Consider the following 13,494-nt stretch of genomic DNA (forward strand, 5'->3'; position numbering starts at 1 on the left):
ACATTTTTGATTTTATACAGATAGTTTTTGCATGGGACAAACTTCCTTTCCAGACTTTTATCCGGATGATATCACTCGTTTATTGTACGATTGGGAAGTTGCTCCTCCTGAAAAAAAACGTTTTCTATTAAAACTCATCGCATCTCGCATTCCATGGCAGATCCAATTGGAATCTGCTCTGGATGAAGTAAAAGATCCTTACCTTCGTGTACAAGCTCGTAATCTAAAATCCGAAATCACTCGTCATAGACTTCGTCATTCCTTCTTCAAACTCACGTTACGTGGGAATACAAATCATTATAAAGATTTAGAAGAGATGGCTGTGCAGTTGTCTAGTATTGGTTTTCCTGATCAAAACTATGCAGAGATCAAACATGAATTGGACCGTATGGCACTGCGAGTATCAGAATTGTATGATGATCATTCTGGTTATTTGACAGATGAACTAAAAGTACAAATCCTTTGCCAGGTTTTATTCCAAGAAGAGGGTTTTGTCGGAAATATTCAAAACTATAATGATCCCGGAAATTCTTATTTATTTCAGGTAATTAAAAGTAGATTGGGAATTCCTATTTCTCTTTCCGTAGTATATTTGTTAGTGGGCCAAAGGTTGGGTCTACCGCTCTATGGAACCAATTTACCACTTCATTTTCTTTTACAATATGAATCCGAAGGTTATTTTACCTATATCGATCCATTTCATGGTGGTGTTTTATTAGATAAATTCACCTGTGAAAAGTTTCTCGAAGCAAATGGATATACCAATTCCCCGAAATATTTCACAAAAGCATCTACACTTTCTATGATCAAACGTATGTGTAGAAATCTCATCCATATCTACCGGGACAACCAATCGAAAGAAATGGAGAATACAATTAAGGATCACCTGCAGATTCTAGAAAGCCGATCCACACATGTGGATAAAGAATGAAATCAAATGTCCGCATCCAATCCATCTTAACTAAGTTTGATAAAAATTTAGATGGAATCATTAAAGAAGACATTCCTGTTCTTAAAAAAATCAAAAAACATGTAATCACTTCTGGTGGAAAACGGATTCGTCCTTTTTCTCATTATTTATTTTGTCAGTTCTTAAACGTAAAAGATAAAAATTGGCTTGATGTAGGAAGTGTTGCCGAACTCATCCATGCTGCAAGTTTACTCCATGATGATGTCGTAGACAATGCGCCCATTCGTCGCGGGAAACCAACCATCGGATCTTTGTTTGGAAATAAAACTGCCATCCTTGCCGGCGACTATCTGTTAGCTTGTGGAATCAATCGACTCAATTCCCTGGGCAATCCAGAACTTATGGAGATTTTTTCACAAGTGCTAAAGGATTTATCTGTGAGTGAACTTTTACAGATGGAATGGGAAAAAAATCCCAAAATTTCCTTAAAAGTTTATGATTCTATCATTTATGGAAAGACGGCCTCTCTTTTTGGAGTTTGTACGGAATCGGCAGCCATTCTTGCCGGTAAATCCAAAAAAGAAAGGGCAGTGGTTCGTGATTTCGGTGTTAGGTTGGGAAAACTTTTCCAAAAGAAAGATGATTGTTTGGATTATTTTGTGGATTCCAGTGCGAGTGGTAAGGAATTTTTAAAAGATTTTAAAAATGGACTCTTCACATATCCTGTTCTTCTTCTTCGCAATCAACTAGGGCTTTTAGAAAAAAGAAAGTTGGAATCTGTATTCAAAAAAGAAGAAAGAAATTCTTCCGACGAATCCTATATTCTTGGTTTGATGGAATCTAAAAAAATATCTGAAATGTTACACAAAGAACTAAATTCCGAAAAAAACTATCTACTTGGTTTTTTAAATCAATTTCCAAATAGCTCCGAACGGCAGTTATTCGTTGAACAATTGGACCGTCTTACTTAAAAATCATCGGAAAATGGTTCATTGGGATCAATGAACTCAATGATGGGGAGTTGGACGGAAAAACAAGTCCTACCTGGTTCTGATTCTATATAAATATTTCCTTTATGTTTTTCTATAATTGATTTGGTAATTCCGAGGCCCATTCCTGTACCTTCACCGTGGTTCTTTGTGGTAAAGAATGGATCGAAGATTTTTTTCTGAATTTCGGATGGGATTCCTGGGCCATTGTCTATCACCTTAACTTCTATCAAATTACCTTTTTTCTCAGTAGTAATCATTAGATTTCCCGTTTGGTTCATGGCTTCCAATCCATTTAAAATCAAATTGGTCCATACGCGAATTAAATCTTCTGGCCAACCGAGAATGGTGGCATCAGTTAAGAATGTTTTCTTTAAAGAAACTTTTCCTCGCATTTTGTATTGATAGATGGTCAGTACAGTTTCTATATTTTCGAGTAGGGTAAAAATCCTTCTTTCTTCTGCCTTCGTTACACGGGAAAAGTTTTTTAGTGCGAGTATGGTTTTTGAGGATCTGTCTACGGCAATCTGAATGATGGATAGATGGAGTTTGAAATTTTTTTCTTCGAGAATGAGATTGGATAGTTTTTCTTGTCCCGATTTTAACAAATTGATTTCTTCTTCGAAGAGATTGGTAATGCCTACATCTAAAAACTTTTCGAGTGTGGCTTCTTCGAATTCCAAACCATTGTCTTTAAAGATTTTTTTAAGATCGGCCTTTTTCTCTTTTCGTTCTGTATAACTGGCAACGAGTCCAAAATCAGATTGGTAGGTAAACATTCGTTTGATGGTGTTGATTTCGGCCGGGGTCAGTGAAGAATAAATATTTTCCTTGGAGCCTAAGTTTTTTATTTCGTTGTTTTTGGATTCAATCAAAGTTTCTATCGATGCTTTGATGGCACTCAGTGGATTATTGATTTCATGTGCTACACCGGCTACGAGTTTTCCAAGTTCTGACATTTTTTCAGAAAATACAAGTTTACTTTCCGTATGACTAATCTGTAACAATGCTTTTTCGAGTTCTTCCTTTTGGGTTTGGATTTCTTTTGTACGTTCCATCACCATGGTTTCTAGTTCTGCATTTTCTTTGGAAACAGATTCTTCTTTTCTCATACGAGTTTGAATTTGAAACTTTGAGATGGCAATTGTGAAGATTGTCATTTGTAATGCGGAACCAATTTCGTTCGCAGAACTTAAAAAAGGATAAGAGGGTAAATAACCAAGATTTGTGAAAATGAGTAAACCGGTGCTGATTTGTTTTACCAAAAAAGCATAAAACAAAACCTTCCCGTTCTCTTTCTTTTGGATCATACAATAGGTGGCATAACCAAAATATATGGTTGATAGTATCAAACTATTTGCATATATAAATCGAAAGTATAATTGGAGATCAACAATCACAATTAAAATGGAACCCAGTAAAATATAGGCGTAAAATACGAAATACTTATCTGCATTGGGATATTTCTGTTTAGTGTGGAGAAATTCTCTCAAAAAAAGAATTAACCCAAAAGGAGTTAAAGAAACAAGACCCGGAATATAACGATAAAACCAAACATAGTTACTAAATCCATACTCATAAAATAAGCCCGATCTAAGGACGTTTGTAAATAGAACTGAAATTGTAGCAAAGGTTAATAAAAAATAAATTTTTTCTCTTAAGATGATGTATTGGGTTGCGGAAAGAAGACAAACCAAGATACAAAGTCCAAAGTAGAAACCTTGCCAGAGCGAAATTGATTTTGTGTATTGTAGTAAATTAAATGCGTCTCTAATTTCGAAATTAATTCTATGGGTATCTTCTGAACGAATTCGGAAACGATAGGTTCCTTTTTCTAATGCCGGAAAAACAAATCCGCCGGTAAAGGAAACTTCAGGAATCTTTTTTCTAACCAAACCTGTATGGGCTTTTGATACGATCTTTCCGTTCTGAATGATTTCATAATCCAATTCAGATATCATTCCGTTTTCAAAGTGTAGGTACCGGGAAGGGCTTTCTTCTAGGTCAATTTGGTAATAGTGGCTATCTTTTGTGAATCCGAAATAGAAGAGGGAATTGTAGTCTTTAGGGCTAAGGTCTGTTTGTTTGGTGTTCGGGTTTGTTCCTAAATGCCAAAGTCCCAAACTTCCTTCTGCCGCAAGTGCCAAAGGAAGGAAGAGAAGACAAAAAAGAATTCGATACAATCGTTACGGTCTGTTTGTGATTGAATTTTATTGTGGAACGATGTTTGGAGCATTACATTTTAATGTCCCACGAATGATCACAGACTTAGCATCTGTTGTTGTGTTTTGTACCAAACAAGTTTTGTTGTCTGATGTAAAACATTGGGTTGTAGAAGTTCCTGATGTACAATTTACGCTATCCAATGTATTACAAGAATTGAGAACACTAGTGGAAGAGGATGCTGAATTACTATAAGTTCCGTTGAGTGTGATCTCTAAGTTAAAGAAAGAAATTTGTTGGGCACTTTGGAGAGCCGTGTCAATATTGATCCCTTGATTGAACCATTCCACAGTTCCTTGCGTTCCTTGGACTGTTTTTCCGAAAGCACCACCTGCAAGAACAAATCCTTGTTGTGGGTCAATCTTTCCTTGGATCTGCGTGCTATCATATACAAAACGTAAGTTGAGAGTTTCTTTTGTTTTGAAGATAAGTTGAGAAATCACCGTAAAGCGAGTGTTATTCGTAGTGGAGCTAGAGCCTCCAGTCGTTCCCGTACCGGTTCCAGTGCCCGTCGTTGCGGTGGTTGCTGGAGTGGCTTGTCCGCAACTGGTAGTGATATCGCTATCCACTTCCCCAAGGAAGTAAAGGGCTGGTTCTCCTTCGGCAAGGAGTGATACTTCCGCTTTATTTTCGTTTTTTAGACCACAAGCGGCAAAAATTGAGGAAAATGCAAAAAGGATAACAATAGATCGAAACATACCATCCAATCGTCACAGGAATTCATTCTTGGGTCAAGAGGATTCAGAATTTCCTTGGGAAATTTACACGAATTTACAATCTTGCCCAATGGGGTTAAATTTCGGTCTAAAGGGAGTGTTTTCTATCCAGGGACCGCGATCGATTTATGTCTATTCCTTACTCATCGGTCTCCTTTCTGGTTTTGGAGCCTATGGATTCAATTGGGCCTTAACTTGGACAGAATCCTTTACCTTTGGTAACCTTATGGGTTATGACCCTGGAATCCCTTCTGGTGATTTGCATTTCCATTCGATTGGTAGTGCCGGGCCCATTTCCCCTCTTTGGATTGTTTTTTTACCTGCTGTCGGGGGACTTCTTGTTGGGATCATCACCACCTTCTTTTGTTCGGAAGCGCAAGGTGGCGGGACCGACTCTTTAATCTATGCATTCCATTTCAATGAAGGAAAGATTCGGGCCAAAGTTCCGTTTTATAAAGCTCTCGCCACCATACTTACGTTAGGTTCCGGTGGATCAGGGGGAAAGGAAGGACCAACGGCACAAATTGGCGCTGGATTTGGTTCTAGTCTCGCTGGGTTTCTTGGGGCCGGTGCACGTGCGCGAAGGACATTGATGTTGGCGGGAACGGCGGGGGGACTTGGGGCCATATTCCGTGCTCCTCTCGGGGGTGCGATCACTGCGGTGGAGATGGTCTACCAAGAAGACATCGAAAGTGATTCTTTGGTTCCCTGTATTCTCTCTTCAGTCACCGCATACCTTACTTATACAAGTATTGCAGGAAGTGGTTCTTTATTTTCTGCACAAGAGTATAGCCTTCATGATTACAGGCACATCCCATTATACATTGTTCTTGGTCTTCTTTGTTATGTGGTCGGATACTTTTTTGTTAAGGTATACCATCTAGTGCAAGATTTGTTTTCTAAACTTCCCTTACCGAACTACTTAAAACCAGCGTTTGGTGGACTGATTGTTGGCTGTATTGCTCTTTTGTTTCCTGAAGTTTTAGGTTCTGGGTTTGGACTCATTCAAAGAATGATCAATGGAGAAGTTCTACAATCCACAAGTTTCGGATTTTCGGGTCCATTTTTTCTTTTGGCTGTTGCCCTTTTCAAAGTATTTTCTACTTCGCTCACTGTTGGATCGGGAAGCTCCGGTGGATTACTCGGGCCATCCTTTGCCATCGGTGGAATGTTAGGTGCCTTTGTGGGCACTATGGCTCAGGTGTTGTTTCCAGAACTTGGTATCATTATTTTCCCCTTTCTTTTGGTAGGTATGGGATCTTTTTTTGCCGGTGTGGCAAGGGCCCCCATTGCCGGAATGATTATGGTTTGTGATATGATTGGAAGTTATGAACTTCTACCACCACTCATGATTGTGTCCGTGATTGCAGTGGTATTGTCTCACAGAATTTCTATTTATCGCAATCAAATCAAAAATAGATTTTTGTCCCCCTCTCATCATTGGGATATGAATCAAGACATTATGGATCGGATTCGTATCACGGATCATTTTTCTGAGTTTCGTAAGTATGCTATGGTCTCCGAACACCTTTCTCTTACAGAATTACAATCCAATGCACCGGGAATCCAAGCGAGTGATTTCATTTTACTGGGGGCAGGAGAAGAGTATAAGGGGATTATCTCGCTTAGAAAAAATAGAATCCTTCCAGAATTTGAAGAAGATTTGAAAAACCTGATCACTTGCGGAGAAATTGTGCAGGATGTTCCTTCTGTTTGCACGAATGATACTTTGGGCCGAGCCCTCCAAATTCTATTAGAATATGATGTCGACAAACTTGCGATTGTTGAAGATGGTAAATGTTTGGGTTATTTGCGGTACATTGATTTGTTCAACGCATACCAAAATGAAGTGAAAAATAAACAGCGTAAGTCAGTATGAGATTCATTAGCCATTTTATGAAATTTTCACGAGCCCTAGTGGGGCATTTGTTACATCGATTTTTATTCTTACTTGTAGTCGGATATATTTTTTTATTAGCCAATTGTTTTGGATCCAAACAAATTATTGAGAAAAAACCAGATTCTCATATCAAACCCATCGTCATTCCTCCTCAATATTTAAAACCCATCATTGGTCGAGTGGAATGGGTTGAATTCCCCAATTGGAAACTCAAACTCCGTGCCAGGGTTGACACTGGTGCCAAATCTTGTTCCATTCATGCAATTAATATTGAAAGGGTCACCGAAAATGGAGAGGTATTCGTTTTCTTTGATACCTTTGTGGATGAAAAACCGGTCCGGCTAAAAAGTAAATTTGTCAAAGAAGCAAAAGTGACCAGTACATCCGGGGTTTCTGAAAATCGAATCATCATCAGCGAAGTGATGAAGATGGGAAAGTATAAAGAGGAAGTGATCATCAATTTGAATGATAGAACTAATTTGACCTATCCCATCCTTATTGGTCGAAATTATTTAATGGGTAAGTTTTTAGTCGATGTATCCTTATCCCATCAATTAGGGGATTAGTTTGGATCGCAAAACTTTAATTACAGTATCGATACTAATCATTCTGCCTATAGTTTCGATTCTTTATAAGTTGAATGTTGCTGAGTTGTCTTTACTTCCTGTAGAAGTAGATGATACAGTCAATTTACAAGTAGTCATTTTGCCAAAAGAAAATGTGGCTCTTTCGGAAGTGACCTTTCCCGTTCCCAAACAATTCATCCAATCGCGAGTCCTTAAATCCAATACCAAAGTGGAAGATTTGGATTTTCGATTACAAAAAAAACAATATGGACATTTGGGAATTTGGGAAGGAGAAGATTGGAATTCTTCCATTGGGTATTATGCAAAAATAAAAATCCTACCATATGCACACTCCAACCCTGAACCAGAAATTCCGAATCCAACGGGAAAACAGGTTACCAAAGAACCATATTACCTATCTCTCAAAAATTATTCTTCTGAAGAGATACGTTTGGCCAAAAAGTTATTTGAACAAATCCATCCTTATGACAAAGACAATGTTGCGGCCGCTAAACAAATTTATTATTTTATTTCTGAAGAAGTTCTAAATACAACCAAAGAGATCACACTCGCCGACACCATTCGTTTGAACAATGGCAGTGCTTACACGCAAGCCATGTTATTTTCTTTACTTTGTCGAATGAAAGGAATCCAAACAAGAACTGTGGCTGGTTTTGATTTGTCCAAACAAAGTGCAAAAGACAACAAAGCAAAACTCAGTTTCTGGAATGAGATTCGAATTCATGGGAAATGGTATTTTGTATCTACCTACAAAAATAGTTTTGCGAGTGCTGTGAATGGATACCTTCCTCTTTGGAAATCTGTGGAGGAAAGAAGATCTCTCGGCGAAGACCCAGCTACATTCCGTTATACGGCATATATCACAAAATCCAATGTCAATCGTTATAATTTTAAAGAGTATAGTGATGAAGTTGCCTCCAGTAATAGTTTTTTAAGATATTATTCTTTGTATAGCCTACCCACACCGCTGCAGAATTTATTTCGTTTGGTAATCCTCATTCCAATTGGGGCCTTGGTTTTGTCTGTGGCTCGGAATATGATTGGGATTCCTACCTTTGGAATTTTCACTCCCATATTGCTTGCTATGTTTTTTTATGAAACCAATCTCCTATTTGGGATTAGTTTTTTTCTTTTGATGATTGGTCTTGGTTTTTTTGAAAGGTATGCCTTGGATAAATACTATCTACTCGCAGTGCCTAGGCTTTCTATTTTACTCACGATCACAGTCATTAGTTTGATTCTATTTTCTGTTCTGAACGAAGAGATTTCTTTTTTCAATCAAATGAGTGTGACTTTGTTCCCTATTGTTATCACAACCATTTTTATCGAAAGATTTTCAATTATGATCATTGAAGAAGGTATACTCAATACCTTTGTTACTTTAGCGGGAACGTTACTCATTGCACTCATCGGTTATATGATTTTTTTCTTTGGTTCTTTACAAATCCTCTTTTTCACTCACCCCGAATTATTACTCGTTGTGATCGCCATCCAAATCCTTCTTGGACAATACAAAGGGTATCGTGTATCAGAAATCTTTCGGTTTAAGGAAATATTTAAATCGTGATTTCTCTTTTCAAAAAATTTGAAGGGGAGGGTGTCCTTGGAATCAATCGCAGGATTGGGGAATACATTTTGCCCTACAACCCAAGAGAATATTATCCGCTAGTTGATGATAAATGGAAAACGGCAGAACTGGCGAGGCAGTTCCATGTTCCCATGCCCTACCATTATGGAGTAGTGGACGCTTTTGGTGGAATCCGGAACACAAGGGAGCTCATTCAAGGTAGACACGGTTTTGTTGTCAAACCAGCTAACGGTGGTATGGGGAATGGAATCCTTGTCATTACTCGTGAATCGGAATCTAAGAATGGTTCCATTCAATATCATAAGGTAGATGATAAAACCCTTTCTGAAAAAGAACTGTTACATCATATCTCAGGAATTCTATCGGGATTGTATTCCTTGGATGGAAATTCCGATTCTTGTATTTTACAAGAAAGATTGGAATGCCATTCTTTTTTTAAAGAGATTTCTTTTCGTGGGATTCCTGACATTCGTGTGATAGTATTTTTAGGTTATCCTGTAATGGCCATGTTACGTTTGCCCACAAAGGAATCCGGGGGAAGGGCGAACCTCCACCAAGGAGCACTTGGAGTGGGTGTGGATCTTCGTACAGGAACTCTCACTCATTCGGTATGTAATGACAAAATCATTCATCTCCATCCAGACACAAAACAAACATTAAGCGGAAGAATCTTACCTCACTGGGAAACTATTTTGGAGATGGCCTCTCGGTGTTACGATATGTCTGGCTTGGGATACTTAGGTGTGGACATCGTACTCGATGAAGCAAGGGGTCCATTGCTCCTCGAAATGAATGCAAGGCCAGGACTTGGAATTCAAATTGCGAATCGGATGGGGTTACGAGATCGTTTGCAGTTGGTGGAGAAAATCAGAAATTCGGCGGATGGTCCTGCAACCAGAGTCCACCGAATCTTTCAAGAGTTGTGAAAAAAGAAATTAAGCGTTTTGTTTTGCCGTAACAAATACGGTTCTGTTGAGAAATGCCATGGATCCAAAAAGGATTCCAGAATACACTAAGTCCCCTGCAATCGAGTTTTGGAAAAAAGGAATGGCAAGTGTGAAACAAGTCACAAGTCCGGACCAATCCAAAGTATACATTCCGCTTGTTGCCCAAACCGCAAGGTTTGTGAGAACAAAGAAGATTACCGATCCAACCACTGTGAATCCAAAGGATTTGGTAAGAGAAGATCCAATTTGTTTTCCAAAAAGGACTGCCAGAATCATAAATCCGTAAACCACAGGCATTAGGTCATGAAACCCAATGTAGAAATCGGAAACGAGCATCGCCAAAATAGGAACTAAAAGAGCAAGTCGTCTGTCTGTCAAATAGGCACCCGAAAACAAAGAAACGGCCAAAATCGGCGTAAAATTCGGTGGGTGTGGTAGGATACGGCTGATGACAGTAGCGATCACCATCAGGATGGCAACGGAGACACGGGATTGGAACATAGGGATAGACTCGTAAAGGGGGGGGGCTTTCGCAAGATAAAATTTCCGTTTGCTTCCCGCAAGGTTCGGGAAAAATACAATCAGTGAACCCTCCTAATTTTGATTCACCCCTGGAAAACCTACTCGCTTTGACAGCGGACCTCCGTAGCCCGGAAGGTTGTCCTTGGGACAAAGAACAAACCCATCTTTCTGTCATTCCCCATTTACTCGAAGAAACCTACGAGGTGGTGGATACCATCGAACGAGGTGACGACAACCACCTCAAAGAAGAACTCGGGGACTTGCTTTTTCAGATCACTTTTCATAGCCAATTGGCAAAAGAACGCGGTGCCTTTGGTTTTGAGGACGTGGCAAATGATGTATTCCAAAAATTAGTCTTTCGCCATCCTCATGTTTATGGGAGCCAATCTGGAATCAATTCCGGGGAACAGGTTCTTAACCAATGGGATCAGTTAAAACAAAAAGAAAAAGAATCCAAAGGAAAAACAGATTCTGATAAAAGTATTCTCGCAGGAATTCCGAAAGCACTTCCTGCCATCCAACGTTCTGAAAAAATCCAAAGCAAAGTCACCAAACAAGGATTTGATTGGCCCACTGTTTCTGGAGTATTTGAAAAGTTTCAGGAAGAAATAGGGGAGCTGGATTTGGAGTTACAATCCAAAGGATCTTTAGATTCCAAAAAATTATCTTATGACGAAAGAGTGGAAGATGAGTTAGGGGATCTATTCTTTTTATTAGTGAACTTATCTCGCAAACTCTCTATCGATCCAGAAACCTGCCTTCGCCGTGCGAATGAAAAGTTTGAGACTCGGTTCCGTATTGTAGAAGACTTAGTTTCTGAAACGGGAAAAACTCTAAAGGATCATTCCTTAGAGGAACTGGATTTGTTTTGGGACCAAGCAAAGTTACAACTAAAAGCAAAATCCGCAATACCTTCCACGAAAGCTTCCAGTTCCAAAAACACTACAATGGAAAACTCTTCCAAGAATGACGAAGGATCCCTGAATCAAGGTTCCCGTCCAAACGAATGATGCAGGCTCTCGATTTAAACGATTTACCATTTTTAAAAGAGGAATCCCTTCGTGCCTTTCATTGGTTACTTGCCGAATATCCTGAAGCCAACACACAAAAAAATTTGGATCCTGGTTCTCAAAAGTTTGTTGAAACGAAGGAAGAGATTCCCTTTCCCATTCGTTGGAAGACAGAACAAATGGGGCAGATTTTGGAATGGGTGGTTTCGGATATGGGTTCCGTCACTCTTAGGTTAGGTGGTTTGGAGGGGAATCGACGAAACCCGGCTCCCATCTTTTATTTGAGTCTTAGAAAATCAGAAGAGGGGAAGTTTCTCTGGACAGATCCGGAAGGAAATCCCATTCCGTTTCCCGATCCGTCCATTCATAAAGACATCCAGAATCGAATCCAATTGTATGTAGATTCGATTTCTTAAAAGGTAGAAGGAATTAAAATCCTATTTAAGATTCTTTTGTTTCAATCCCTACTTTCTTTTCAATGTTTTCAATCCGTTTGAGCCATTTGTTTAAGTTCACAATGTTTTTGATGTTCACTCGATACTTTTGAAACTCTGGGAAGGTCAGACCTAAGTCCCAACCAACCCAGACGTCCTTAGTTTTAGGAGAGTTTCGAAGGCTTGATCCACCGGCAACGATGGTTCCGTCGATGAGTGTTAAGTGGTCGCTGATGGCACAAGCACCACCAATGATGACATGGTTTCCAAGAGTGACACTTCCCGCAAGACCGGACTGACCTGCAATGATGACATGATCTCCCACCGTACAGTTGTGAGCAATATGAACCATATTGTCAAATTTGCATCCATTCCCAACTGTTGTATCGGTAAGAGCACCGCGGTCGATGGTACAGTTACTTCCTACTTCCACATCGTCTCCAATCACCACTCGACCCACTTGTGGAATTTTGTTATGTTTGCCTTCGGCAAAAACAAATCCAAATCCATCGCCACCAAAACTAGAATTTCCAAATACAATGAAACGTTTTCCAACGATGGTATCATCAAAAAACACACAGTTTTTTCCAATGCGAGCACCATCACCGATTTGAACTCGATCTCCGATTTTCACGCCGTCTTCAATGATACAATCTTTTCCGATGACTGAATCTTTTCCAATGGTTACAAAATGTCCGATGTCTGTGTTGGATCCAACTTTAGCAGTTGGGTCAATGATGATATGTGCACTTTGTTTTCCTGTAGGTTGTTTTTCTGGGAAAAAGTGTCGAATGATTTTGGCAGTGGTTAGTTCTACTTTAGGAACAATGATCAAAGCTTTTTCAGTGAGTAATTCCGCAAGATCGGAAGATACAACGAGTAAAGGTGCTTTGGATGCTTTAGCATCATTGACAAAAGTTTTGTTTGCTACAAAAGAAATTTCAGTTGTAGAAGCTAATGAAAGTGAGGTGAGTCCAGTAAAAGAAACAGAAACGATACTATCTGTATTTTGAAACTTTGCTTCTGGTAGTAGTGACTGGAGAGTAGAAAGGTTGATTTGGTTCATCTCCGATTCCTTATCGATGGTTTAAGACAAGGAATCAGAGAGGTCAAAGTTTGGCTAACACTATTAGATAGTCTTAGTCAAGATTTTATAGATGATTATCCTTCGATTTTATGTGCAATAATATCATCAAGGGAAAACGAACCAGCACCTTTGATGATCAGAGGAATCGCAAGTCCGAAAGTCAAAAGTTGATATTCGAATCCACCCTTGTCAGCAAAGAAACCGTTTGGTAAGTGAACGAGAACTGCAGCGACAAGCATTGTTGAAAAAATTCCAAATGCAGCAACTCTTGTGAAAAGTCCAAGGATGAGACCAAGTGCACCAAAGAATTCAGCGATGATGGCAAGTACAGCAAAGAAATACGGAATGCCCAATTGTCCTGTAAAGAAACCCAAAGTTCCTTCGAAGCCGTATCCACCGAATGCACCTAGAACTTTTTGAGCTCCGTGGGGAAGGATCACAACTCCGAGAGTGACGCGGAGGATGGTGAGTGTGATGTCTTTATTCGTTGCGAGTAGTTTGTAAAACATAGAACCTCTTATTGCTAAATAGTTTAATATCAAACTATTTAATGATGATACACCCGTCAATGCTTATTTTAA

Annotated in this window: 13 protein-coding genes; 8 read left to right on the top strand and 5 right to left on the bottom strand. The window is 39.3% G+C overall.

What is annotated here, in order from left to right; genetic code table 11:
• Nucleotides 1-31: 31 nt before the first annotated feature.
• Together JWG41_RS08160 and JWG41_RS08165 are read left to right on the top strand one after the other, a co-directional pair.
• Nucleotides 32-931 carry a transglutaminase-like domain-containing protein gene (locus JWG41_RS08160; protein ID WP_205269430.1) on the top strand — a complete coding sequence of 300 codons (900 nt, stop codon included), beginning with the start codon at nt 32-34 and terminating at the stop codon, nt 929-931.
• On the top strand, nt 928-1,881 hold the full coding sequence (locus tag JWG41_RS08165) for a polyprenyl synthetase family protein (protein WP_205269431.1): 954 nt from the start codon (nt 928-930) through the stop codon (nt 1,879-1,881). Before JWG41_RS08160 ends, JWG41_RS08165 begins: the two co-directional genes overlap by 4 nt.
• Here the strand turns inward: JWG41_RS08165 and JWG41_RS08170 are convergent.
• Together JWG41_RS08170 and JWG41_RS08175 are read right to left on the bottom strand one after the other, a co-directional pair.
• Entirely contained in the window at nt 1,878-4,082 is a 2,205-nt protein-coding gene (locus JWG41_RS08170; RefSeq protein ID WP_205269432.1) for an ATP-binding protein, read from the bottom strand. The genes JWG41_RS08165 and JWG41_RS08170 overlap by 4 nt on opposite strands.
• Before the next feature lie 27 nt (nt 4,083-4,109).
• Entirely contained in the window at nt 4,110-4,820 is a 711-nt protein-coding gene (locus JWG41_RS08175; protein ID WP_205269433.1) for an LIC10920 family plasminogen-binding lipoprotein, read from the bottom strand.
• A gap of 115 nt (nt 4,821-4,935) precedes the next feature.
• On the opposite strand from JWG41_RS08175, the gene JWG41_RS08180 reads away from it, so the two are divergent.
• From JWG41_RS08180 to JWG41_RS08195, 4 genes are read left to right on the top strand one after another with little or no spacing between them, the layout of a single operon-like run.
• Nucleotides 4,936-6,717, top strand: a complete 1,782-nt coding sequence (locus JWG41_RS08180) for a chloride channel protein (protein ID WP_408611748.1) — start codon at nt 4,936-4,938, stop codon at nt 6,715-6,717.
• Between the two features lie 17 nt (nt 6,718-6,734).
• Nucleotides 6,735-7,304 carry an ATP-dependent zinc protease family protein gene (locus JWG41_RS08185; protein WP_205269435.1) on the top strand — a complete coding sequence of 190 codons (570 nt, stop codon included), beginning with the start codon at nt 6,735-6,737 and terminating at the stop codon, nt 7,302-7,304.
• A gap of 1 nt (nt 7,305) precedes the next feature.
• Nucleotides 7,306-8,892 (top strand): 7TM domain-containing protein, encoded by a 1,587-nt coding sequence (locus tag JWG41_RS08190; RefSeq protein ID WP_205269436.1) that lies wholly within the window; start codon nt 7,306-7,308, stop codon nt 8,890-8,892.
• Nucleotides 8,889-9,839 carry an alpha-L-glutamate ligase-like protein gene (locus tag JWG41_RS08195; protein WP_205269437.1) on the top strand — a complete coding sequence of 317 codons (951 nt, stop codon included), beginning with the start codon at nt 8,889-8,891 and terminating at the stop codon, nt 9,837-9,839. The genes JWG41_RS08190 and JWG41_RS08195 overlap by 4 nt, the downstream gene beginning before the upstream one ends.
• A 9-nt stretch (nt 9,840-9,848) precedes the next feature.
• On the opposite strand, the gene JWG41_RS08200 is transcribed toward JWG41_RS08195, so the two are convergent.
• Nucleotides 9,849-10,361: a DUF6580 family putative transport protein gene (locus JWG41_RS08200; protein WP_205269438.1), complete on the bottom strand. Its 513-nt coding sequence runs from the start codon at nt 10,359-10,361 to the stop codon at nt 9,849-9,851.
• An 83-nt stretch (nt 10,362-10,444) separates the two neighbouring features.
• Between JWG41_RS08200 and mazG the strand changes: the two genes are divergently transcribed.
• Both mazG and JWG41_RS08210 read left to right on the top strand, forming a co-directional pair.
• The gene (gene mazG, locus JWG41_RS08205) at nt 10,445-11,392 is read left to right on the top strand and encodes a nucleoside triphosphate pyrophosphohydrolase (RefSeq protein WP_205269439.1); all 948 of its coding nucleotides are present in this window, start codon (nt 10,445-10,447) and stop codon (nt 11,390-11,392) included.
• Entirely contained in the window at nt 11,392-11,808 is a 417-nt protein-coding gene (locus JWG41_RS08210) for an LIC_13241 domain-containing protein (RefSeq protein WP_205269493.1), read from the top strand. The genes mazG and JWG41_RS08210 overlap by 1 nt, the downstream gene beginning before the upstream one ends.
• A gap of 25 nt (nt 11,809-11,833) precedes the next feature.
• Here the strand turns inward: JWG41_RS08210 and lpxD are convergent, their stop codons facing one another.
• Both lpxD and JWG41_RS08220 read right to left on the bottom strand, forming a co-directional pair.
• A complete protein-coding gene (gene lpxD / locus JWG41_RS08215) occupies nt 11,834-12,892 on the bottom strand; it encodes a UDP-3-O-(3-hydroxymyristoyl)glucosamine N-acyltransferase (protein ID WP_205269440.1) in 1,059 nt (352 codons plus the stop codon).
• Between the two features lie 95 nt (nt 12,893-12,987).
• Nucleotides 12,988-13,422: a DoxX family protein gene (locus JWG41_RS08220; protein WP_205269441.1), complete on the bottom strand. Its 435-nt coding sequence runs from the start codon at nt 13,420-13,422 to the stop codon at nt 12,988-12,990.
• Nucleotides 13,423-13,494 lie beyond the last annotated feature (72 nt).

Origin of the sequence: Leptospira chreensis, from assembly GCF_016919165.1 — a bacterium.
GTDB classification, from domain to species: domain Bacteria; phylum Spirochaetota; class Leptospiria; order Leptospirales; family Leptospiraceae; genus Leptospira_A; species Leptospira_A chreensis.

Bases quoted from the DNA above. Each gene is read 5' to 3' on its own strand.
- JWG41_RS08160 (WP_205269430.1), top strand. From the start codon at position 32: ATGGGACAAACTTCCTTTCCAGACTTTTATCCGGATGATATCACTCGT.
- JWG41_RS08165 (WP_205269431.1), top strand. From the start codon at position 928: ATGAAATCAAATGTCCGCATCCAATCCATCTTAACTAAGTTTGATAAA.
- JWG41_RS08175 (WP_205269433.1), bottom strand. From the start codon at position 4,820: ATGTTTCGATCTATTGTTATCCTTTTTGCATTTTCCTCAATTTTTGCC.
- JWG41_RS08185 (WP_205269435.1), top strand. From the start codon at position 6,735: ATGAAATTTTCACGAGCCCTAGTGGGGCATTTGTTACATCGATTTTTA.
- JWG41_RS08200 (WP_205269438.1), bottom strand. From the start codon at position 10,361: ATGTTCCAATCCCGTGTCTCCGTTGCCATCCTGATGGTGATCGCTACT.
- JWG41_RS08210 (WP_205269493.1), top strand. From the start codon at position 11,392: ATGCAGGCTCTCGATTTAAACGATTTACCATTTTTAAAAGAGGAATCC.
- lpxD (WP_205269440.1), bottom strand. From the start codon at position 12,892: ATGAACCAAATCAACCTTTCTACTCTCCAGTCACTACTACCAGAAGCA.
- JWG41_RS08220 (WP_205269441.1), bottom strand. From the start codon at position 13,422: ATGTTTTACAAACTACTCGCAACGAATAAAGACATCACACTCACCATC.